A 22798-nucleotide genomic window follows, 5' to 3' on the forward strand; every position below is an offset into this window, starting at 1 on the left:
CGCAAGCATCGACTAATGGTGTGTTGAAACTGGCAAGGGTGTAGATATGGCACGAATTGCAAAAAATCTGGCTTGATAGGTAAACAGCCATGGCTTATTACCGCCTAAGATGAACCCAAGCTATTGCGTGTTACGTCACTGCGATTGATTCAATGACAACCCTTAATAACAACAAAAGAGAGCCACATAACAATGCAACTATCTTATCGTTCATCTCATCGTTCATCTTACCGCTTTGCTACTTCAACTCTCGCTGCTGCCGTTCTGATGGCCAGCTATGCACCTATTGCCGTTGCCGCTGAGAATATTTCTGATAACGAAATACGCATTGGCTATTTAGCCGATATGTCCGGCGTTTATCGCGACCCCATTGGTCCCTTGGGTGAAGATGCCATCAACATGGCGATTGAAGATGTGGGCGGCAGCGTCAATGGGGCCAATATTGTGGTGTTTAGCGCAGATGATCGTAATAGCCCGGATGTAGGCTCAAGCGTCGTTCGTGAGTGGATCGATGAGCGGAACGTCGATATGGTCACCGGGCTGGTGGCATCTTCTGTCACCTTGGCCGCAGTGAGCCTATTGGAAGAGGCGGATAAACTCGGGCTGGTTAATGGTGCTGTTTCGTCAGGCATTACCAATGAGCACTGCTCACCCAACCATATTCACTGGGTTTACGATACCTGGGCAATGTCCAACGGTACTGCAAAGGCGATTACCGATGAGGGGCATAAAAACTGGTACCTGCTGAGTGCCGACTACTCCTTTGGCCACGCACTGGAAGCGGATGTCACTCGCGTCGTGACTGAAAATGGCGGCMCCATCGTGGGTAGCGCCCGCCMCCCTTTCCCCAGCAGTGATTTCTCCTCGTTTATGCTTCAGGCCCAGGCGTCCGGTGCTGATGTTATTGCGCTGAATAACGCTGGCGGCGATACGATTAACGCGGTGCAAACAGCAGGTGAGTTCGGTATTACCCAAGCGGGTCAGATTTTGGCGGGGATGGTGCTGTTTAGTACCGATGTGCGCAGCATCGGGCTGGAAAACGCCCAAGGCCTACAGTTCACCAAAGCGTGGTACTACGACTTGAACGACGAAACCCGCGCCTGGGCGGAGCGCTTCCGTGAGCGTACCGGCAGCATGCCCACCATGGTACATGCGGGTCTTTACTCCAGCACGCGCCACTACCTTGAGGCGATTGAAGCCACTGGAACTGATGATACGCAAACCGTTCGTCAGCAAATGGCCGATACCCCCATTAACGATATCTTCGCTACCGGTGGCTACATTCGTGAGGATGGTCGAATGGTTCACGATATGTATTTAGTGGAAGTTAAAACCCCCGAACAGTCCCAAGACGAAGATGACCTCTTTCACATCATCCGTACCATTCCGGCAGAAGAGGCCTTCCGTCCGCTATCAGAAAGTGTCTGTCCGTTGGTTAACAGTTAAGTCGCTGCCAATTTACTACAAAAACTCAGAGGATTTGGCATGTCTGAAACGTCTGTTATTCAGCAAAATACCATCGGGGCTGCTCTAAACCGCAGCGCTCGAAAATATTCACATCAGCTGGCGCTGGTATTTGGCGAACGTCAATGGCGCTACTCAGCACTCAACCAAGCATCTAACCGCGTTGCCAACGGCCTGCTGGCAGCAGGGCTTACCCCAGGAGATCGACTAGCGGTGTATGGCAAAAACTCCGACGCCTACGTCATCGCCTGGTTGGCCGCTACGAAAGCGGGTTTGGTGCATGTGCCAATCAATTTCGCATTAAGTAGCGATGAGTTGCGCTACATTCTTGACCAGTCGGGGGCAGGGGGCTTGCTAAGTGACCTCAGCCTCGCCGACAAAGTGAGTGCCGCGACCGAAGGCTTGGATCTAGCCCTGATGGGCACCCTGCATGCGGCTCAGGAGCGGGGTGCAGAAGGCTTTGATGTCCTCGCTCATGCGCTTTCTGAGTTCAATAGCGAAGAGCCAAATGTGACGGTCGACGGTGCTAGCCTTGCTCAATTGCTCTATACCTCGGGCACCACCGCCGCGCCGAAGGCCGCGATGATGACCCATCAGGCACTGATGGCCGAATATATGGCCTGCATGGTCGAGCTGGATATCAAAGGTAGCGATGCCATGCTCGCCGCGCTGCCGCTATACCACTCGGCGCAAATGCACGTCTTTCTCATGCCTGCACTGTTACTCGGTGCGCCCGTCTATTTGCTAGAGGCGCCGCTTCCCGAGCTGTGCTTAAGCGCCATCACTGAGCATCAGATCGCATCATTTTTTGCCCCGCCCACGGTTTGGATCAGCTTACTGCGTCATGCTGAATTTGATCGCTTTGACCTAAGCACCCTCAACAAAGCCTATTACGGTGCCTCGATTATGCCGGTGCCGGTACTGGAAGAGATGCAGCAGCGGATACCGGGCGTAGGGCTCTATAACTGCTATGGGCAGAGCGAAATCGCCCCCTTGGCGACCGTTCTGCGCCCTGAAGAGCACGCCGAACGGCCCGCTTCAGCCGGGCGGCCCATTTTGACGGTGGAAACCCGCATTGTTGACCTTGAGATGAACGATGTCCCTCCTGGCGAACATGGAGAAATCGTCCACCGCTCACCCCAGCTTATGAAGGGCTACTGGGATAAAGCGGCGATGACCGAAGAGGCGTTTCAAGGCGGCTGGTTCCATTCGGGGGACGTGGGCTACTTCGATGAAGCGGGTTACTTGTATGTCGTCGATCGCATTAAAGACGTGATTAATACCGGGGGCATACTGGTGGCTAGCCGTGAGGTAGAGGAGGGGCTGTTTAAGCACCCGGCGGTATCCGAAGTGGCGGTGATCGGTCAGCCCGACGAGAAGTGGATCGAAGCCATCACGGCGGTAGTAGTATTGAAAGAGGGCCAAGAGGCAAGCGAGGAGGAGCTGATCCATCACGCAAAAACGCTGATGGCGCCTTATAAAGTGCCTAAATACATCCTCTTTGCCGATGCGCTGCCCAAAAGTACCGCAGGCAAAATCCTTAAACGCCATCTACGTCAAGACCTTAAGGGGTAAGCATGGACGCGCAAACGACCGAACTGTTTCACGCCATGATCAAACGCTGCCTCCGTCAGGAGGTCGCCCCTTACTATGATGAGTGGGAGGCCTTAGGCGAAATACCCCGCTCACTGTGGCATGCGCTGGGCGCTGCGGGCCTGCTCGGTATTGACCTGGACGAACAGCATGGCGGATCGGGCGCTGATATTGCCATCACCCAGCTGGCGCTGGAAGAGTTGTCCCGCCAAGGGTTTGGTGGCCTGGCCAGCGCTTATAATATTCACGCCAATATCGTGATGCCCTACCTACAAAATTTGGGAACAGCTGCTCAGCGGGAGCAGTGGCTGCCTGCCATGGCTCGTGGTGAATATCTTGGCGCCATCGCGATGACCGAACCCCATGCGGGGAGTGATCTTGCGTCAATGAGGACCCGCGCAAAGCGCACTGCCGAGGGCTGGGAGTTAAACGGCAGCAAAATCTTTATCACCAACGGCCAGTTTGCCGACTTAGTCATTGTGTGTGCCAAAACGGATCCCGCCGCCGATGCCAAAGGGGTCTCGCTGTTTTTGGTCGATACCCACTTATCTGGCTTCTCGCGGGGTAAGCCGATTAAAAAGATCGGTCAGCACGCCAGCGACACCGCCGAGCTTGCCTTTGATCAGATGCAGCTACCCCATGATGCGCTGCTGGGTGAAGAGGGTGCTGGGTTTCGCTACTTAATGCAGGAGCTACCCCGTGAACGCCTGGGCGTAGGAGCGCAGGCGTTAGGTGCCGTAGAGGGCGCGCTGGCGTTGACCTTGGAGTACGTGCAGCAGCGCCAAGCATTTGGTCAGCGGGTCGCGGATTTTCAAAATACCCGCTTTACCTTAGCCGAGATCAAAGCCCAGTTGGACGTCGCTCGGGCCTACTTTGAGCACTGCGTCGAAAAGTACCGCCAAGGCACCATGAGCAGCACGGATGCGGCGATTTTAAAACTGCAGCTAAGCGAGATGCAGTGCCAAGCGGTGGATCGTTGCCTGCAGTTGTTTGGCGGTTATGGCTACACCCACGACTACCCCATTTCACGCTTCTATCTAGATGCTCGGGTGCAGACCATCTACGCCGGTAGCTCGGAGATCATGAAAGAAGTCGTCGCGCGTTCGCTGTTGGGCAAAGTGGCCTAGCGAAGCGCCCTGGATATAGCGAAGCGCTTGAATACAGGAGAGCACCATGCGGTTGGATGATGTAGTAATTTTAGGCGGTGCGCGTACCGCGATCGGTGGTTTTGGCGGTTCGCTGTCAACAATGGCGCCGTTTGAGCTGGGGGCGATCACCGCCAAAGAGGCGTTGCGGCGGGCAGGCGTTGAGGGTGGCGATATCGACCACTCGGTATACGGCCACATTATTACCACCGGGCCCCAGGATGCCTATCTGGCGCGCCATATTGCGCTCGAAGCAGGTGTGCCGAAAGAGGCGGGGGCCTTCAACGTCAATCGGCTGTGTGGTTCAGGTGTACAGGCGGTGGTCTCAGCCGCCCAGCAGATTGCTATGGGCGACAGCCGCTTAGCGCTGGCAGGTGGCGCTGAGTCAATGTCGCGCGGGGCTTATCTGCTGCCTCCTCAAGTGCGCAACGGCGTGCGTATGGGGGATGTGAATGTTGAGGATTTAACCCTAGGCATTTTGAGCGACCCCTTTGGCAGCGGCCATATGGGCTGCACCGCCGAGAACATCGCTAAACAGTATGGCCTAAGCCGTGAGCAGTTGGATCAGTTTGCCCTTGAGAGCCATCAAAAAGCGGCGCGTGCCATCGCGGAAGGCCGCTTTGACGATCAAATCGTAGCAGTGGAGGTCAGTCGCGGTAAGCAAACGGTACTTTTCTCCCGCGATGAACACGTGCGCGATGGCGTCCAACTTAGCGATTTGGCGCGGCTCAAGCCAGCCTTCCAAAAAAATGGCATGGTGACCGCAGGCAATGCCTCGGGTATCAACGATGGGGCCGCCACGTTAGTGCTGGCCCATGCCGATGAAGCCGCACAGCGTGGCTTAACGCCCAGGGCGCATCTTCGTGTTGCCACCAGCGCAGGCGTTGAGCCAACGCTAATGGGCCTTGGGCCGATTCCTGCAGTGAAACGTTGCCTGCAGCAGGCGGGGCTTAGTATCAACGATATCGATGTGATTGAATCCAATGAGGCCTTTGCTGCCCAAGCGATGGCGGTGGCGGAAACGCTCGGGTTCCCGTTAGCGAAGCTAAATCCCAACGGCGGCGCGGTTGCCTTGGGGCATCCGGTGGGGGCCACCGGGGCTATTCTGATTCTCAAAGCGCTACACGAGTTGGAGCGCATTAATGGCCGCTACGGATTGATAACGCTATGTATTGGTGGAGGGCAGGGCATCGCCCTTCTTATCGAGCGCGGCTGATCCGAATCGATTGCTACAAGAACAGTGTTATAAGAAAAAAGTTATAGGAGTTTTTATGCCTTCAGTTACCCCGAAAATTTTACCCGCCGCGGCCTCTGCGACAAACCCTGCCTTGATGATTGGCGACCTGCTGGAGGCGGGCGTGCGCATGGCGGGCGACAATCAGATTGTCTACCGGGATCAGAGCCGCCACAGCTATGAGCGTTTTCGTGAGCGGGTGCACCAACTGGCCCATACGCTGACGTCTCAGGGCGTACAAGCAGGCGATGTGGTGGCGGTGTTGGATTGGGATAGCCACCGCTACCTGGAGTGCTTTTTTGCCATTCCGATGATCGGCGCGGTACTCCATACGGTGAACGTGCGCCTAGCCCCGGAACAAATTCTCTACACCATGGAGCACGCCGAAGACGCATTTGTGTTCGTGCACGAAGAGTTTGTGCCGCTGCTTGAGCCGCTGGCCGATAAGCTCCCCCAGGTGCGTGGCTATCTGCTGTGCCAGGAGGCTCCGCAAGCAGTCGATACCACTCTGCCACTGGTAGGCGAGTTTGAGGCACTGTTAAGCCAGCAGCCCACCCATTACGATTTCCCAACCTTTGATGAAAACGCCGTTGCCACGCTGTTCTATACCACCGGCACTACGGGTAACCCCAAAGGGGTTTTCTTCACCCATCGCCAGTTGGTGCTGCATACCTTGAACGAGGCCAGTGCTTTTCAGGCCCCCGGTTTTGAGCTGCTCAACCGCGACAAAGTGTATATGCCGATTACCCCCATGTTTCACGTTCATGCCTGGGGGGTGCCGTATACCGCCACGCTGATGGGGGCTACCCAGGTTTACCCAGGCCGCTACGAGCCGGAAATGCTGGTCAAGCTATTGGTCAGCGAGAAAGTTGATTTCTCCCATTGTGTGCCAACGTTGCTCAACATGGTGGTTAGCGCCGAAGCGATTGCGTCAAAACAGGTCGATCTCTCAGGCTGGAAAGTGTTGGTGGGCGGTAGTGCGTTAACCCAAGCGCTGGCAAGCAAAGCATGGGCACTGGGGATTGATACCCGCAGTGCTTACGGTATGTCGGAAACCTGCCCGCTGCTCACCGCCGATATTCTACCGCGGGATATTGGTGACGCTGATTTTGAGACCCAGCTACCCTGGCGCTGTAAAGCGGGCCTGCCAATTCCGCTGGTCAAGTTGCAGGTGGTTGACGCGGACGGCGAGCCGCTCCCCAACGATGGTAAAAGCGTTGGGGAAGTGCGAGTTCAAGCGCCCTGGCTGACCCAGGCTTACTACAAAGAGGAGAAACGCAGTGCGGAGCTGTGGCGTAACGGCTGGCTGCATACCGGGGATGTCGGCTCACTCGATGAGCGGGGCTTTTTGACCATTAGCGACCGCATTAAAGATGTGATTAAAACCGGCGGCGAGTGGCTCTCATCGTTGGAGCTGGAGAGTTATATCAGCCAGTGCCCAGGCATTGCCGAAGTGGCAGTGATTGGGGTGGCGGACGATAAGTGGGGGGRGCGACCGGCCGCGCTAGCCGTTCCTGTTGATCTAAACAACCCACCGACGACGGAAACCGTGCAGGCGTTTCTAGAGCAGTTTGTCGCCCAAGGCAAACTCAACCGCTGGGCGATTCCCAGTATGATTCGCTTCGTCGATGAGATACCCAAAACCAGCGTGGGCAAGCTGGATAAAAAACGTATTCGTACCGAAATTTAGATATTCTTAGTGAGTTACTACTCTTACAAGTGCTCATTCACAGGGTACGAGGGCAGGTTTCCGCGAGGGCGCTGTGAATCCATCCGTGGACGCTACTTTTTCCATCCATGGAAAAAGACCCTCGCTCCAACCTGCCCTCGACACTGATGTATGCAGGTAGGTAACTGCTATATCTCTATGCGATTAGCGAACATTCCCTACCGTGCGTGCTTTGCGATACGCGGCGGGGGAGTTGCCTGTCCAGGTTTTAAAAGCACGGCTAAAACAGGCTAGATCCTCGAAACTCAATGCTTCTGCAATATTGACAAGGGGCTTCTCACTGCAGGTGAGTGCCTGAATAGCGACATCGCGGCGGTACTCATCCTTGACCGCTTGAAAGTGGGTACCCTCCATTTTTAAATGCCGCGCCAGCGTGCGTGCAGACATATGTAGCGCATCGGCAGCGCTGTGCACCGAACCTGCCGTCAACAAATGACGTGAAAGGTGCTCCCGCACCCGGTGAGTGAGCAGGCGATCGGCAAACGACACATAGAACCAGTCCGCCGGGGCGCGCTTTAGAAAAGCGCCCAGGTGTTTCTTTGTCTGCCGAATAGGGTGATCAAGCAAAGTGCGATCAATATAGATAGCGGTTTGCGGCTGCTCAAAGCGCACCGTGCCAGGATAAAAGTAAAGATAATCAGCACTGTGGGGCGGCTGGGCGTAAGCGCATTCCATCAAAATGGGCGGTATTTTACGCGCAATCATCCACGACGCGATGCCATGAAACAGCTTGAGCATTAGCTCATGAATTAAGATGCGGCTGCCCACCAAGGGCGCATGCTCCACCAACGCCATGCGGGCCAAGTCATCTTCAAGGGTAAACGCATAGCCAAAGTCATCAAGCAGTATACGAAAAAACTGCGTATAGCGATGCAGCGCCACCTGCAGGTTTGGTGCATCCAGCATGCTTAAACAGAGCAGTTTTAGGGTGCCACCACGCAGCGGGCGGGAGAAAAATCCAGGCGTTTCGTCATCCAGTTCGTTGACTAGTCCGCGGTAGAGTTCGGCAAACTGCTCAACGGTGACGCGACCATGGGGAGCCGAAAGTAAAAAGGGCGAGATCCCCGCTCGTTCCAGGTAGCGGGTGGGCGTTGTATCGCTGTTGGGTAAACCTTTAAACAGCTCATTTACAAAATGCATCGAGACGGTCACCGTCACTGTCAGCCCGCCTTTAAAAAAATGTCTTTTAATAGGGTTACTTTATTTGCTGGGAAAACGTTACCACGCTGGTGGTCTCTGCTCCATACGGTTCAGTGCTATAACGTTCCCCCTCCCGGCGCGCTCATGCGTTACACTGTGCGCCTCACGATTAAGGAGGACACCGCGTGACCCTGTTACGACTCGAACAGCTGCAACTCGCCTACGGCACCCATGTACTACTCAATCGCGCCGACCTGACGGTTGAAAAAGGCGAGCGGCTGGCGCTGGTCGGGCGCAACGGCACCGGCAAGTCCACCCTGCTGAAGCTGGTCGCGGGGGATATCCTGCCCGATGACGGCTCTATCTGGCGCGCACCTGGCCTGAAAATAGGCGTACTGTCTCAAGAGTTACCTGAGTCATCCGGTCTAACCATTTTTGATATGGTGGCCCAAGGCCTGCCGGAAGCGGGGGAGCTGTTGTCGGAGTACGATCATCTTATTAACGATCCCGACCCCGATATGAATCGCATGGCGACCCTGCAAACGCGCCTGGAAGCCATTGATGGCTGGTCGTTCCACCAGCGTATCGACACCGTGCTGACCCGCTTAGGCCTGCCCCCCGCGGCTGAGATGAGCTCGCTCTCCGGTGGTTGGCGCCGCCGTGTAGCGCTGGCGCGCGCGCTGGTGGCCGAACCTGATCTGCTGCTGCTCGACGAGCCTACCAACCATTTGGACCTAGACACCATTGCCTGGTTGGAAGAGCAACTGCTGGCCTTTAATGGCGCGGTACTACTGATTACACACGATAGGGCGTTTCTTTCCAAACTAGCGACCAATATTCTTGAACTGGACCGCGGCCAACTAGGGCGTTACCCCGGCAAGTACGAAGAGTATCAGGCCCGCAAGCAGCATGAACTGGAAGTGGAAGCGCGGGAGAACGCCGAGTTTGATAAAAAACTCGCCCAGGAAGAAGCCTGGATTCGTCAAGGTGTTAAAGCCAGGCGTACCCGCAACGAAGGCCGGGTGCGGGCGCTGGAAGCGATGCGCAACGAGCGCAGCCAGCGTCGTGAGCGCCAGGGTAATGCCAACCTGACGGTAGATCGTGGTGAGCGCACAGGCAAGCGCGTTGTTGAACTGCAGGGCGTTACCCAGCGGTTTGGCGATGAGGTGATCTTGCGCGATATTAACCTTGAAGTGCTGCGCGGTGACCGTATTGGTTTCCTGGGGCGCAACGGTGCGGGCAAGACAACCCTGCTGAAAATCCTGCTGGGCGAGTTGGAACCCAGTGAAGGCAAGGTTCAGATGGGGACTAACCTAAAAGTGGCCTATTTTGACCAGCTGCGCGCCGGGCTTGAGCTGGAAAAAACGGTTTATGACAACGTTGCCCAGGGCAGCGATCGCGTTAGCGTAGGCGGCAAAGATCGCCATGTAATGAGCTACTTGCAGGACTTTCTATTCACGCCCGAGCGAGTGCGTCAGCCGGTAAAAGCGCTCTCTGGCGGCGAGTCAAACCGCCTGCTGTTAGCCAAGCTGTTCACCCAGCCAGCTAACGTGCTGGTGCTCGATGAGCCGACCAACGATCTCGATATGGAAACCTTGGAGCTGCTTGAAGAGCTGCTGCTCGATTTCGATGGCACGCTGCTGCTGGTCTCCCATGACCGAACCTTTATGGATAACGTGGTCACCAGCATGCTCGCCTTTGAGGGCGACGGCGTGGTGCGTGAATACGKGGGCGGCTACACCGACTGGATTCGCCAAGGTGGCAAGCTGCCACCGGCGCCTTGGGAAGGCGCGGCACGTCAGCGTACCGAGCCTACTTCAGAGGCGCCCAAAAAGGTCGCTGAAGCACCCGCTATGCCAGCGAAAAAGAGCGTCAAACTTTCTTACAATGTGCAGCGTGAGCTAGATGCACTGCCCGCTGAAATCGAACGTCTTGAGGGGGAAATAGAGGCGTTAGAGAGTGAAATCGGTGACCCTGCGTTTTATCAGCAGGATGCCGACGCAGTGACGGCTAAGCTGCAAACGCTTGAAAAAGTGCAAAAGGCGTTAGAAGTTGCCATGGAGCGCTGGATGGAGCTGGAAGCGATGGCTGCAGGGGAATAGGCTAAGTAACGTTAAAAGGCGCCGTGTGGGCGCCTTTTTTGTCAGCGGTATAACGCCGTGGATTACTCGTCGCTTTGTTCGCCTTTTTTACCTACGCGCACCGCGAGTACGTCGCACTGGGCGCCGTGCAGTACACCGGTAGAGGTTGAGCCCAACAACAGGGCGAAGCCGTGGCGGCCATGGGAGCCCACTACGATCAAGTCCACATCGTGCTCTTCGGCAAAACGGTGGATTTCGGTATCGGGCATACCAACGACAACGTGCTGATCAGGCTCGGCAATATGTGGGGCGGCAATTTCGGCCAAGCGTTTTTTAGCGTGTTCATCCAACTGGTCTTGGATGCTGGTCAAGTCCATGGGGATATCGCCACCGTAAGCAAACCCAAGCGGTTCCAGGGTATGCATAATGGAGATTTTGGCTTGTTCGTTACGTTCAGCGATCGCAACGGCACGTTCCAGAATCTTGTGGGAGTCTTTGGTTAGGTCAACGGCAACTAAAATGTGGTGATAGCTCATGGCGTATCTCCTTGGCATGGATAGCACTAGTTAACAAAGAAAAAAGCTCTTTGTTCAATGACCTTTACTTTAGATGGCGTGTCCTTTTTTAACAATAGCAAGCGTTTTAACAATGACTTGAGTCAAAACAACGGCCTGAGCCATGGTTTTTAGAGTAGTGTAATACAGTGTGGCTTATGTAGGAGGAAATGTAGAGATGGATTGGTTCATTATAGTGTTTATTTTGATGCTGGTAATCGCGCCAGTGATGTGGCTAAAGCCCAGCCCGCGGCAAAAACGCCAACAGGCGCTGCGTTCGCAAACCTCAAAGCAGGGGGTTAGCATCAAACTGGAAAAGCCGCCGCTACACTATTTTAGAGGCACTATGCCTGCGTACCGTTGGCACTTTCCCCAGGAAGGGCCCGGCCCGGATTTTCTGCTGGTAAGAGACAGCAATGCCAGCGAGGCTTTAGCACCCTATTACGCAGGCTGGCGTTGGCGAATAGCCCCCTTGCGTCCGCTACCCGATAATGCCGCGATACCTTTAAAAGCGTTGCTGGAACGTTTACCGCAAGACGCACTGGTGGTGCAATCAACGCCTTATGCGCTGACGCTTTGGTGGTGGGAGTCGCAAACCGCGGAGCGATTCGCGACCTATCTACCCGAATTTCAGCAGCTGCGAGATGCACTGCGTGGCCATGCCGACCAGCCTTTCAGCCAGCCACTGAAGGGCACTGAGCCGGTGTCGCTCAAAGCCAGTGATCAAGAAGCCGGGCTGTCTTGATCCCGTGCTTGTATTGCCAGTCCATTCGCTTCAATCACCGCCAACCAGTCGTTGAGTTGCTCAAGGTTCTCCTCACTTAAGCCGGCGAACATCTCTTTGCGCGCCTGTTGGGCAACGTTGTCGATCTGCTCCAACAGCGGCATAGCGGCTGGGGTAAGATAAATACGCTTGCTGCGGCGGTCATTGTCGCAGGCGCGTCGCTCAACCAGGCCTTGCTCCTCAAGCTGTCCAAGGGTGCGCACCAGCGAAGGTGCCTCAACCCCAATAACGCGGGCGAGATCGCACTGCGGGTGGCCTTCGCCCAGCCGCCACAGGTGGTACAGCGTCACCCAGCGTGTTTGGGTTAAACCCAACGGCGCTAAGCGTCGATCCAAGATGGAGCGCCATAAATGGGGCAAGCGTGCGATGCGAAATCCAATCGTTGAAGCCATAGGTAACTAGCTGCCAATAAGTGTGAGTATAGGAATTGTCATAAGCTGCGCCGCTGAATGCAAGGTGCTTAACCCCTCAATCTTCCGGACGCGCTTCTTCATCATTAGAGCGACCCGGTATAAATCGCCGTAAGTTTAATCCACTTAGGCCACTGGCGCTTATTTCGCCATCTGCCAGTGAAGCGTGCTGAGGATCTGCTGACACCTCAAAACGTATCAACCCTAAGCGCTGGCCAGTCCCCGTCATGATGTCGATGCGCCAATCCCCAGTAGGGTCTTCAGGAAAGTTTTGTTTATGACTCCACGCGCGATAGCCCTGCTCGCGGCCACCATCGATATTAAGCTCCACAACGTCCATTTCCTCACCATTATGATGCCAAGCATGGGTAATGGTTTCACTTAAGCCGCGTGGTGCCCGAATAGCGGTATAAACATAAAGGCCATTCTCGCTAATCGCTTGCGGTGTTAATGCCATAGAGCCCTGAGGTAGACGCTGTTCCACATCAAAACCGGGAGACAGCGCGCTGCTGGTCATCCATAGGCTGGCGGGTGGGACCCAGATACGTCCAAGCCAAGCGCCATAGGCAAGTAGCAGCGTCAATACAAAAAAAGCGCACCAGCGTTTGAGCGAGCGCTGCTTAAGCAAGTGCCAAAAGCTTGGCAGGGCTACCAAAATGGTGATTCCCAGGGCCAGTAGCAGACTTTGGCCAGTGGTGAGATGCACCATGATGGGTAGCGTGACCAGCAGTACCAGGAAAACGCACTGGGCATGAAAGACGAAATATAGACTGCGCCAACGCTCCGCGACCTTGAAATAGAGCGGATCGATAATCGACAGGATCGCCATGCCGCCGACCAGCAACGCAAACAGCGTCTGTCCGCTATTCCACACGGTGGTGACTAAAATAAACGGCAGCGTGAAGAAAAGTGTTTCCTGGTGAATCATTTGAGCAATAAAGGTGGTCACGCCACGCGGGGGTGTGGGATGTCCACGTCGCGACAACCAGCGGCTGATCAAACTTTCGGAAAGCAGTAGTGTCCAGGCGAACAGTAATCCCAGCGCTAACGCAGCGCCTAACCACTGCTGGCGATCGACCAGAAAGAAGCTACCTAAACCGGCAGTGAACGCCATGGGCGGCCACATCCAGCTCCACGGCTTTAGCCGTTCGACAATGCTTTCAATACGCCGCTGAACGGCCTCAATGCGCGATGGCGTGAGCAGTGTGCCCATAACAAGGTAACCTACAAAATTAAAAGAAGCGTGATCCTAGCAGTATGAACGCACACAGGGGAGTGCTGGTCTCACTAGATGGGTAAATTAGCCAAAAGTCTGGGCTTGACGTTGCCTGGCAACTCAACCAAGCTAAGGCAATCAAACGACCGTATGAAAGTCTATAGAAGCCGTATGAAAAAACGTGGCGGGTTCTCTTTTCAGAGCCAGCCCGAAAATGTGGAGAGAGCGCGGATGATTTATCAAGGCAACGCCATCACGGTGACACGTCGTGACACCCCGAGTGGCAATGATATCGCAATGCTCACTTTCGATCTGAAAGATGAGTCCGTTAATAAGCTCTCCAGCGCTGTGATAGCAGAGCTGGATGAGGCGGTGAAGGCCATTCAAGCTGAAAACGGCTTAAAAGGCTTGCTGATTGCTAGCGGGAAAGATGTGTTTATCGTGGGCGCCGATATCACCGAATTTCACAGCCTGTTTGATAAAGGCGAAGCCTACCTGGAGGAGATGAACCTCAAGGTACACGCTATCTTTAACGCTATCGAAGATCTGCCGTTCCCCACTGTTACGGCGATTAATGGATTGGCGCTGGGTGGTGGCTGTGAAGTATTGCTGACCACCGATTTTCGTGTGATGGGCGAGAAAACCAAGATCGGCCTGCCAGAAACCAAACTCGGCATTCTGCCCGGTTGGGGTGGCTGTGTTCGCCTGCCGCGTATTATCGGCGCCGACAATGCCATCGAGTGGATTGCCGGTGGCACCGAAAACCGCGCCGATGCCGCGCTAAAAGTAGGTGCCGTGGATGCGGTGGTGACGGCCGAACAGCTGGAAGAGGCCGCGCTGGATATTCTGGATCGTGCCAACGCTGGTGAGCTGGATTATCAAGCTCGTCGCGCTGAAAAGACCAGCCCGCTGAAGCTCAACCCCATTGAGCAGATGATGGCTTTTGAAACCGCTAAAGGTTATGTCGCCGGTAAAGCGGGGCCCCATTATCCGGCGCCGGTTGAAGCGATCAAAGTGATCCAAAAAGGCGCAGGTGAAGAGCGTGGCCGTGCCCAGGCGATTGAAGCCAAAGCTTTCGCCAAACTGGCGCTAAGCAGCGTAGCGTTTAACTTGGTGGGCCTGTTCCTCAACGACCAAGTGGTCAAGAAGAAAGCCAGCAAGTATGAGAAGCAGGCGCAGCCAGTTAAGCAAACGGCTGTGCTGGGCGCAGGCATTATGGGCGGCGGTATCGCTTATCAGAGTGCCTCTAAAGGCACGCCGATTCTGATGAAAGATATCAAGGACGACGCCATCGAACTGGGGCTTAAAGAAGCCCGTAAGCTATTTGCCAAGCAGGTAGAGCGCAACAAGCTGACCACTGAGCAAATGGCTGAAAAACTCAGCAATATTCGCCCAACGCTCTCTTACGGCGATTTTGGCAATGTTGATCTCGTCGTCGAAGCGGTGGTTGAAAATCCCAAGGTTAAAGGCGCTGTGTTAGCGGAAGTGGAAGAGAAGGTGAGCGACAACACTATTCTGACCTCTAACACCTCGACGATTTCCATTAACCGCTTGGCGCAGAACCTCAAGCGGCCGGAAAACTTCTGTGGCATGCACTTCTTTAACCCCGTGCACCGTATGCCGCTGGTGGAAGTGATTCGTGGCGAGAAAMCCTCGGATGCCGCCGTTGCCGCTACCGTGGCCTACGCGCGGGCAATGGGTAAAACCCCGATCGTGGTTAACGACTGCCCCGGCTTCTTGGTCAATCGGGTACTGTTCCCTTACTTTGGTGGCTTTAGTTTCTTAGTTGAGCAAGGCGCGGACTTTCAGCGCGTCGATAAAGTGATGGAGAAGTTCGGCTGGCCCATGGGCCCGGCCTACTTGCTGGATGTGGTCGGTTTAGACACCGCTGTTCATGCCAACGAAGTAATGGCTGAAGGCTTCCCTGATCGTATGGCTCGCGACGGTAAAACCGCCATTCAGGTCATGTACGACAATGATCGTTTAGGCCAGAAGAACGACAAGGGCTTCTACGCCTACGAAGAGGACAAAAAGGGTAAGCCGAAGAAAGTCACCGACGAAGCGGCTTACGCCTTGGTTAAAGAGGTGGTGAAAGAGCATAAAGAGTTTTCCGACGAGGATATTATCGCTCGCATGATGGTACCACTCTGCTTGGAAACCGTGCGCTGTTTGGAAGATGGCATCGTGGCCACGCCAGCTGAGGCGGATATGGCGTTGATTTACGGCATTGGCTTCCCACCGTTCCGCGGTGGTGCGCTGCGCTACATCGACGCCATGGGCGTGGCGGAGTTCGTCAAGCTGGCTGAAGGCTTGGCCGACGAGTTGGGGCCGCTTTACGCGCCCACCGATAAGCTGCGTCAGATGGCTCAGAACAACGAGCAATTCTATCCAGGCAATCAGTCTGACGCTAAGTCTGCCAATCAAGCCTAAACCACCACGCACAGGAGAAATATGATGAGTTTGAATCCGAGAGATATTGTGGTGGTAGACGGTGTACGTACCGCCATGGCGAAAGCCAAAAACGGCGCTTTCCGCAACGTTCGTGCTGAGAACCTTTCTGCTGCGGCTATGCAGGCGCTGTTTGCTCGTAATCCTAATCTAGATCCTTCTGAAGTCGATGATGTGATCTGGGGCTGTGTGAACCAGACGCTTGAGCAGTCGATGAATATTGCCCGCAACGCGGCCATTATGACCGGCATTCCCCGCTCGGTACCCGCACAAACCGTTAACCGTTTGTGTGGCTCTTCGATGACGGCGCTGCATATCGCCGCTGCCAATATCAAAGCGGGCATGGGCGACTTCTTTATCATCGGCGGTGTGGAGCACATGGAGCACGTACCCATGGCCCACGGCGTTGATGTAAACCCGGCGGCTAGCAAGTATGCGGCCAAAGCGGCGATGATGATGGGCCTGACCGCCGAGCTTCTGGGTAAGATGCACGGCGTTTCCCGGGAAGAGCAGGACAAATTCGGCGTGCGCTCTCACCAGCGCGCCCAGGCGGCGATGGAGAAGGGCTACTTCGATAACGAAATTATCGGTGTCGAAGGCCACGACCAGCGCGGCTTTAGAGTCATGGTTCAACGCGACGAGGTTATTCGTGGCGACTCCACCCTTGAATCCATGGCGAATCTGAAGCCGGTGTTTGATCCGCGCAACGGTACTGTCACGGCGGGCACCTCCTCGGCGCTCTCTGTGGGCGCCTCGGCGATGGCGGTGATGAGCTACGAGCGCGCTCAAGCACTCGGCCTAGAGCCCATTGCGAAAGTGCTCTCTACCGGCGTGGCAGGCTGCGATGCGTCCATCATGGGCTATGGCCCGGTGCCCGCGTCTAAAAAAGCGCTGAAAATCGCCGGCCTCTCCGCGGCGGATATTCAAACCGTTGAGCTCAACGAAGCTTTTGCCGCTCAGGGTATCCCGGTGCTGAAAGATCTCGGCTTCCTGGATGCAATGGATGACAAAGTGAACCTGAACGGCGGCGCGATTGCCCTAGGTCACCCGCTGGGCTGCTCGGGCTCACGTATCTGCACCACGCTGCTTAACGTGATGCAGCAGCGCGATACCACCCTGGGCTTGGCGACCATGTGCATTGGTATGGGGCAGGGCGTTGCGACGGTGTTTGAACGTTTGAAATAACCACCGCGCTCTTCATTGCTTCAATTCGACACTACAAAACGGCACCTCACACCGCGAGGTGCCGTTTTTATTAGCAAACCTTTTATTCAGAAAAACGCTATTCAGATTGAAACGCCGTGCGGTGGAAATCTGCCGCGGCTTGGACTTCCGCAATGCCGCAGGTATCAGGGACTGGAACAGTGTTGCCTGCTAGCACGGAGAGTACTGCTCTGGTGCCGTTGGCCAGGGACTCCAGGTTGTAGCCGCCCTCTAATACAAACACCAAACGACCATCGCAATGCTGTTCAGCTAGCTGCTGTAAAAAACCGGTTAGCGCGCCAAATCCTTCATAGGAAACATTCAGCGCTAAATCGTGCCAGTGCGGGTCAAAGCCGGCGGAAACTAAAATAATATCGGGCTTAAACCACGCCGCGGCCGGGGCGAGAATATCGCGAAATGCCTTTAGAAATGCCTCATCGCCAGCGCCCGCCGGTAACGGTACGTTGATGGTGGTGCCTTCAGCTAAACCAGCGCCCACCTCTTCCAAGTGCCCTGAGCCAGGGTAGAAGGGCGCGGCGCGGTGTATATCAAAGAACATCACGTCGGGCTCTGCCCAAAAGATATCCTGGGTGCCGTTGCCGTGGTGGGCGTCCCAATCGACGATCAGTACTCGTTCACAGCCCAGCGCGCTGCGTGCATGGGCCGCTGCCACCGCAACGTTATTGAATAAGCAGAAGCCACGAGCACGCACGGGTTCCGCGTGGTGGCCCGGTGGGCGTACCAGGGCAAAGGCGCTTTTAGCGCGCTTCTCCATCACCGCTTCTACCGCGGCAATGGCCGTTCCTGCGGCGACTTCTGCAGCATCTACGCTGCCCGGTGAGACCGCCGTGGTGTCGACATCCAGCCAGGCATTTTTGCCGCGCAAACTGAAAATATCGCTTAGATAAGAGGTGGTATGCACCCGGGCGAGTTGTTCATGGGTGGCCGCTTTGCCCCCTTCAGTTTGAAGCCCCGCAATGGGTGCTCGCTCGAGCAGTTGTTGAATGGCTTTCAAACGACCGGGATGTTCGGGATATTTCCACGGCACCGGGAGCCCTGCCAGCAGGTGTCGAATGCGCTTATCGATCCGTTGGGGTAAAAAGTCGGCATCAATGTTGGGCTCGTGAGCGAGAACGCGATCATCATAGAAGGCAATGACGTTATGCATAATGGCTACCTAGTGTATGTGCGTTGAGTCACCGCAGTAATGTAAGCAAGGCGCTGCCGTCTTTTAATCGCACAATGGGCACGAAAATGCTTAGCTACAGTAAGGCAGGCTAGGCAGCGTTATACAATGTCACATTTCAAACAATGCCACTCTCAACACTAAACGCCAGGGTCATACTGAGTTCTTCTACTTGATCTGCAAACGAAGGCTGCCACTCGCCGAGCAAAATGAGCGGTGGCTGTACCCACCGCCAGCGCAGGCCCGTAATGATGCTTTCCACTGCGCGCTGGGTGCCAGTGCCATCATGGCCGGCGCGGATATAAAGCGCGCAGGGCAGTCCCTGCTTCTCTTCAAGCACAGAGTAGTAGCTGCGATCAAAAAAATCCTTGAGCGCGCCGCTCATATAGCCCAGGTTTTCCGTAGTGCCGAGCAGAATGGCATCGCAGGCCAGCACATCGTCTGGGCGTGCTTCCAAGGGAGCCTTGACCACGCAATGCATCTGTTCGAGATCAGGATGGCAAGCGCCTCTGTTCGCAGCCTCGCGTAGAGATTGCGTATTTGCTGAAGGGGCGTGGGCCACAACCAATAGCTGTTTTTTGAACTCAGATGTCATAACAGTTGCCTATAAGCGGTCAATATCAGAAAGGTTGCACCCAACGTTGAAAATGCCACACTGCTTCAGTGACGCTAAGTAGAGAGCCTATATGCCCAATGAGCCATCGATCAATGTCTTTTACGATGCCCAGTGCCCGCTGTGCCGGCAAGAGCGGCGACGCTATGAGCGCTGGTCGGGCCGCCACGCAGATGACATTGGCTGGCTAGATGTGAGCGAACATCATCAGGCGTTGAGGGAAAAGGGCGTTGACTCTGATACAGCGCTGCGATCTCTACATGTCGAAACCGCGCAAGGCCAACTGATTGAGGGTATCGATGCTTACCGCCTGTTAATGGCGCGTATCCCTTTACTGGTGCCGGTCGCCTGGATCATTGGCCTGCCGGGAATTAAATCAGGACTGCGAGCGCTTTATGACGTCTGGGTTAAGCGCCGCTTGAAGAAACAAGGCCGGTGGAGTTGCTAGACTGGGTGCGAAAGACGCATCAAATAAACCAAGGAGATAAAGCATGGCATTTGCACTTTCATCAATGCAGGTTACCAGCTCGGCGTTTGCCGACCATCAAGCGATCCCCTCCAAGCATACCGGGGAAGGTGAAGATGTTTCGCCAGTGCTTGCTTGGCAGGGCGCGCCTGAAGGAACCAAGGGATTTGCGGTGATCTGTCACGATCCTGACGCACCGCTGGTCAAGGAAGGCAGCTACGGCTTTGTCCACTGGGTGCTTTATAACCTGCCTGGCGATCTTCATGAATTAACCGAAAAGAGCGCTGCGGGCACCGTTGGCGCTAATGATAAAGGCGGTACAGGTTATTGTGGCCCGATGCCGCCAGAAGGGCACGGTAAGCACCTTTATTATTTTTGGGTGCTGGCGCTGGATCACCAAACCTCGCTGCCTGAAGGACTTACGCTGGCTGAACTGCTCAAAGAGGTAGAGCCTCACCTGCTGGGCATGAACCGTTTGGTTGGCACTTATCAGCGCGATTGATCTAGCCTCTGGCTGGACATTTTGCGTAACCCGTGTAGGCTCCATCGCTTTCTTAGACCTTGTATTAGTCTTATTTAATAGCCATGTGATGGAGCCGTCTGATGAGTGATCTGCCTAACTGTCCTGCCTGTGCCTCTGAGTTTAGCTACGACGATGGATTGCAGTATGTCTGCCCAGAGTGCGGCCACGAGTGGTCAAAGGTGGCAGAAGAGGAGGGCGCTGATGACGCATCAGGCGTACGCGACGCCAATGGCAATATGTTAGCTGACGGCGATAGCGTCACGGTGATTAAGGATTTGAAGGTTAAAGGCAGTTCACTGGTGGTCAAAGTGGGCACCAAAGTGAAAAGTATCCGCTTGGTGGACGGCGATCACGATATCGACTGCAAGATTGATGGTATCGGCCCAATGAAGCTTAAATCCGAGTTTGTTAAAAAAGCTTAAAACGACTACCGATAGCCAAAAAAAAGCCCTCTGGCGTTAGTCAGGGGCTATTTGCTTATCTACCGTCAATTAGTTACGCAGTGGTATTAATCTGCGTGCCAACGCTGCCACTGGTGGCCAACTGTGCCTCCATGGCGCCGTCCATTAGTGCCGTTATCTGCGCTGCTTGTCCGTCTAACGCCTCTTTAAAAACGCCGAACTGAGCCTCTTGGATGGCTTGTGCCTGCCTCATATCCAGCGTTGCGTTTACCATGTTGTTGACTGCTGCATCCATAGTCTGCTTCTCCAAATATCTCGATGCCTCACACAGTAGGGGCATCTAATACGCCTTGAAACTAGCAGAGACGGCTAATCAATGCAAAGCAGCAGATGCAGAGGTAATAGCTTTTCTAAATGATAATGATTGCTGTTTTTGATGTGATCAGCGGCGAACGTGCTGTTATTTTGCGTAAATTGTTATCCATTTTGCTCAAGGGCTTCACATCAAATTTATACAGGACTAAAATGGTACTCAATTGACGTGGCGACCATATGGTTAGCGGCGTACTGATGACATAAAGGGAGTCGACATGCTTAAGCTTTCTCGGCTGACAGACTATGCCGCGGTGGTCATGGCGCAAATTGCCCGCCACCCCCAGGCGTCGCATGCAGCGACAGAGTTAGCTGAGGCCGTGCAGTTGCCCCATCCGACGGTGAGTAAAACGCTCAAAATGCTGGTGCGGGCAGGGCTGCTGGTTTCCCAGCGTGGCGCCCAAGGCGGTTACCGCCTTGCCCGGCCCGCATCACAGATTACCGCCGCCGATATTATTGCGGCAATTGAAGGCCCTGTCGCCATGACCGAGTGCAGCCAAGCAGAAGGCGATTGTGAGCTTGTGGCTACCTGCGGTGTGGCCGACAACTGGCAGCGGGTCTCATTGGCCATGCGCACGCTGCTTGAAAGTGTGACGTTAGCGCATTTAGCCGATACAGCGCCGATTAAGCTGCCGGTGCAACTGCCTATTCAAACGATCAGCCTGTCGGCAGCGTCTGCCTAACAGCAGCGTAAGCACAGCAGGCCTAATTTATTATTAAAGGCGATGACCTCGCCACCCAACTGCCCGGAGGGTATCACCATGGCAAGCGAAGAAATGGAACAGTTGGTTCGTCGCGAATACAAAGATGGCTTTGTAACCGATATTGAGAGCGACACCCTGCCACCTGGCCTGGATGAAAACACCATCGCCTTTATCTCCAAAAAGAAGGGTGAGCCGGAGTGGATGCTGGAGTGGCGTCTGGATGCCTACCGCCAGTGGCTGAAGATGAAAGCCCCTTCCTGGGCGCATCTTGACTATCCGCCGATCGATTACCAATCGATCTCCTATTTTAGTGCGCCGAAACGCCCGGAAGATCGTCCTCAGAGCCTGGATGAAGTGGACCCCAAGCTGCTGGAAACCTATGAGAAGCTGGGTATCCCGCTGCACGAGCGCGCCGCGCTGGCGGGTGTCGCGGTCGATGCGGTATTTGACTCGGTGTCGGTAGCGACCACCTTCAAAAAACAGCTGGGCGAAGCGGGTGTTATTTTCTGCTCGATTTCTGAAGCTATCCGCGACTACCCAGAGCTGATCAAACAGTATTTGGGCACCGTGGTTCCCGTGGCAGATAATTACTTTGCCGCGCTGAACTCTGCGGTGTTCACCGATGGCTCCTTTGTGTTTGTGCCGGAAGGCGTGACTTGCCCGATGGAGCTGTCTACGTACTTCCGGATTAACGCGGCCAACACCGGCCAGTTTGAGCGCACGCTGATTATTTGTGAAAGCCGTGCCCAGGTCTCTTACCTGGAAGGCTGTACCGCGCCGATGCGCGATGAGAACCAGCTCCACGCCGCCGTGGTAGAGCTTGTGGCGCTGGATGATGCTTATATCAAATACTCCACCGTGCAGAACTGGTACCCCGGTGACGAAAATGGCGTCGGCGGTATCTATAACTTCGTCACCAAACGTGGCGACTGCCGCGGCGACCGTTCACGGATTAGCTGGACCCAGGTAGAAACCGGCTCGGCGATTACCTGGAAGTACCCCTCCTGCGTACTCCGCGGCAAAGACAGTATCGGCGAGTTCTACYCCGTCGCCGTTACCAATGGTCGCCAGCAGGCCGATACCGGCACCAAGATGATTCACATTGGCGAAGGTACGCGTTCGTATATCGTCGCCAAAGGTATCTCAGCGGGTAGGAGTGACCAGTCCTACCGTGGCCTGGTGAAAATTGGCCCGCGGGCCAAAGGGGCGCGTAACTTTACCCAGTGCGACTCATTGCTAATCGGTGATAAGTGCGGTGCGCACACCTTTCCTTATCAGGAAATTGGTAACAGCACGGCGACCATTGAGCACGAGGCGACCACCTCGAAAATCGGTGAAGACCAGTTGTTCTACTGCCAGAGCCGCGGTATCTCGGAAGAGGACGCTGTCAGCATGATCGTCAACGGTTTCTGTAAAGACGTCTTCCAAGAGCTGCCCATGGAGTTCGCCGTTGAAGCCGAAGCGCTGCTCAACGTGACCCTGGAAGGCGCAGTCGGCTAACCGCTGGTCATTTATTCCACTTAATTACAGTA

Annotated in this window: 21 protein-coding genes; 14 read left to right on the forward strand and 7 right to left on the reverse strand. The window is 55.1% G+C overall.

All coding sequences use genetic code 11. The features are described 5' to 3' along the window. The first annotated feature begins 192 nt into the window (after positions 1–192). The 5 genes from HALO_RS09545 to HALO_RS09565 are packed head-to-tail and all read left to right on the forward strand — an operon-like array spanning position 193 to position 7126. Positions 193–1446: an ABC transporter substrate-binding protein gene (locus HALO_RS09545; RefSeq protein ID WP_050713367.1), complete on the forward strand. Its 1254-nt coding sequence runs from the start codon at positions 193–195 to the stop codon at positions 1444–1446. 39 nt (positions 1447–1485) lie between these two features. Beyond that, positions 1486–3039, forward strand: a complete 1554-nt coding sequence (locus HALO_RS09550; protein WP_035580337.1) for a fatty acyl-CoA synthetase — start codon at positions 1486–1488, stop codon at positions 3037–3039. Between the two features lie 2 nt (positions 3040–3041). Further along, positions 3042–4184: an acyl-CoA dehydrogenase family protein gene (locus HALO_RS09555; RefSeq protein WP_035580334.1), complete on the forward strand. Its 1143-nt coding sequence runs from the start codon at positions 3042–3044 to the stop codon at positions 4182–4184. Between the two features lie 46 nt (positions 4185–4230). Further along, positions 4231–5418, forward strand: coding sequence for a beta-ketothiolase BktB (gene bktB / locus HALO_RS09560; protein ID WP_035580332.1), 1188 nt, complete (start codon positions 4231–4233; stop codon positions 5416–5418). Between the two features lie 55 nt (positions 5419–5473). Continuing rightward, entirely contained in the window at positions 5474–7126 is a 1653-nt protein-coding gene (locus HALO_RS09565) for a fatty acid--CoA ligase (RefSeq protein ID WP_050713368.1), read from the forward strand. A gap of 183 nt (positions 7127–7309) precedes the next feature. On the opposite strand, the gene HALO_RS09570 is transcribed toward HALO_RS09565, so the two are convergent. Then, the gene (locus HALO_RS09570; protein WP_050714153.1) at positions 7310–8305 is read right to left on the reverse strand and encodes an AraC family transcriptional regulator; all 996 of its coding nucleotides are present in this window, start codon (positions 8303–8305) and stop codon (positions 7310–7312) included. 185 nt (positions 8306–8490) lie between these two features. Between HALO_RS09570 and HALO_RS09575 the strand changes: the two genes are divergently transcribed. After that, complete coding sequence (locus tag HALO_RS09575) at positions 8491–10407, forward strand: ATP-binding cassette domain-containing protein (protein ID WP_050713369.1); 1917 nt, start codon at positions 8491–8493, stop codon at positions 10405–10407. A gap of 62 nt (positions 10408–10469) precedes the next feature. Here HALO_RS09575 and HALO_RS09580 read toward each other — a convergent pair whose 3' ends face one another. Beyond that, positions 10470–10922, reverse strand: coding sequence for a universal stress protein (locus HALO_RS09580; protein WP_035580319.1), 453 nt, complete (start codon positions 10920–10922; stop codon positions 10470–10472). Between the two features lie 196 nt (positions 10923–11118). Here HALO_RS09580 and HALO_RS09585 point away from each other — a divergent pair, with 196 nt between their 5' ends. Then, positions 11119–11685, forward strand: a complete 567-nt coding sequence (locus HALO_RS09585) for a hypothetical protein (RefSeq protein WP_035580316.1) — start codon at positions 11119–11121, stop codon at positions 11683–11685. On the opposite strand, the gene slyA is transcribed toward HALO_RS09585, so the two are convergent. Both slyA and HALO_RS09595 read right to left on the reverse strand, forming a co-directional pair. Beyond that, the gene (slyA, locus tag HALO_RS09590) at positions 11664–12116 is read right to left on the reverse strand and encodes a transcriptional regulator SlyA (protein ID WP_035580313.1); all 453 of its coding nucleotides are present in this window, start codon (positions 12114–12116) and stop codon (positions 11664–11666) included. The genes HALO_RS09585 and slyA overlap by 22 nt on opposite strands. Before the next feature lie 76 nt (positions 12117–12192). Beyond that, the gene (locus HALO_RS09595) at positions 12193–13347 is read right to left on the reverse strand and encodes a DUF5924 family protein (protein WP_035580308.1); all 1155 of its coding nucleotides are present in this window, start codon (positions 13345–13347) and stop codon (positions 12193–12195) included. A gap of 234 nt (positions 13348–13581) precedes the next feature. On the opposite strand from HALO_RS09595, the gene fadB reads away from it, so the two are divergent. Together fadB and fadA are read left to right on the forward strand one after the other, a co-directional pair. Further along, positions 13582–15780 carry a fatty acid oxidation complex subunit alpha FadB gene (gene fadB / locus HALO_RS09600; RefSeq protein WP_050714154.1) on the forward strand — a complete coding sequence of 733 codons (2199 nt, stop codon included), beginning with the start codon at positions 13582–13584 and terminating at the stop codon, positions 15778–15780. A 24-nt stretch (positions 15781–15804) separates the two neighbouring features. Continuing rightward, positions 15805–16983 carry an acetyl-CoA C-acyltransferase FadA gene (gene fadA, locus HALO_RS09605; protein ID WP_035580305.1) on the forward strand — a complete coding sequence of 393 codons (1179 nt, stop codon included), beginning with the start codon at positions 15805–15807 and terminating at the stop codon, positions 16981–16983. Positions 16984–17080: 97 nt separating this feature from the next. On the opposite strand, the gene HALO_RS09610 is transcribed toward fadA, so the two are convergent. Together HALO_RS09610 and HALO_RS09615 are read right to left on the reverse strand one after the other, a co-directional pair. Beyond that, entirely contained in the window at positions 17081–18169 is a 1089-nt protein-coding gene (locus HALO_RS09610; RefSeq protein WP_035580302.1) for a histone deacetylase family protein, read from the reverse strand. Positions 18170–18305: 136 nt separating this feature from the next. Next, positions 18306–18782, reverse strand: a complete 477-nt coding sequence (locus HALO_RS09615; RefSeq protein WP_035580299.1) for a flavodoxin family protein — start codon at positions 18780–18782, stop codon at positions 18306–18308. Positions 18783–18873: 91 nt separating this feature from the next. Between HALO_RS09615 and HALO_RS09620 the strand changes: the two genes are divergently transcribed. The 3 genes from HALO_RS09620 to HALO_RS09630 all read left to right on the forward strand — a co-directional run bounded on the left by HALO_RS09620 (position 18874) and on the right by HALO_RS09630 (position 20211). Beyond that, positions 18874–19248, forward strand: coding sequence for a thiol-disulfide oxidoreductase DCC family protein (locus tag HALO_RS09620; RefSeq protein ID WP_035580296.1), 375 nt, complete (start codon positions 18874–18876; stop codon positions 19246–19248). 43 nt (positions 19249–19291) lie between these two features. After that, positions 19292–19768 carry a YbhB/YbcL family Raf kinase inhibitor-like protein gene (locus tag HALO_RS09625; protein ID WP_035580293.1) on the forward strand — a complete coding sequence of 159 codons (477 nt, stop codon included), beginning with the start codon at positions 19292–19294 and terminating at the stop codon, positions 19766–19768. Positions 19769–19869: 101 nt separating this feature from the next. Beyond that, on the forward strand, positions 19870–20211 hold the full coding sequence (locus HALO_RS09630; protein ID WP_035580290.1) for a zinc ribbon domain-containing protein YjdM: 342 nt from the start codon (positions 19870–19872) through the stop codon (positions 20209–20211). Positions 20212–20284: 73 nt separating this feature from the next. Here HALO_RS09630 and HALO_RS09635 read toward each other — a convergent pair whose 3' ends face one another. Then, complete coding sequence (locus HALO_RS09635; protein WP_035583474.1) at positions 20285–20485, reverse strand: putative motility protein; 201 nt, start codon at positions 20483–20485, stop codon at positions 20285–20287. A gap of 295 nt (positions 20486–20780) precedes the next feature. Between HALO_RS09635 and HALO_RS09640 the strand changes: the two genes are divergently transcribed. Together HALO_RS09640 and sufB are read left to right on the forward strand one after the other, a co-directional pair. After that, positions 20781–21245 (forward strand): SUF system Fe-S cluster assembly regulator, encoded by a 465-nt coding sequence (locus tag HALO_RS09640; RefSeq protein WP_035580287.1) that lies wholly within the window; start codon positions 20781–20783, stop codon positions 21243–21245. Between the two features lie 78 nt (positions 21246–21323). Beyond that, positions 21324–22766 carry a Fe-S cluster assembly protein SufB gene (gene sufB / locus HALO_RS09645; protein WP_050714155.1) on the forward strand — a complete coding sequence of 481 codons (1443 nt, stop codon included), beginning with the start codon at positions 21324–21326 and terminating at the stop codon, positions 22764–22766. Positions 22767–22798 lie beyond the last annotated feature (32 nt).

The sequence above is a fragment of the Halomonas sp. R57-5 genome (assembly GCF_900070345.1).
In the GTDB taxonomy this organism is placed as follows: Bacteria; Pseudomonadota; Gammaproteobacteria; order Pseudomonadales; family Halomonadaceae; genus Vreelandella; species Vreelandella ventosae_B.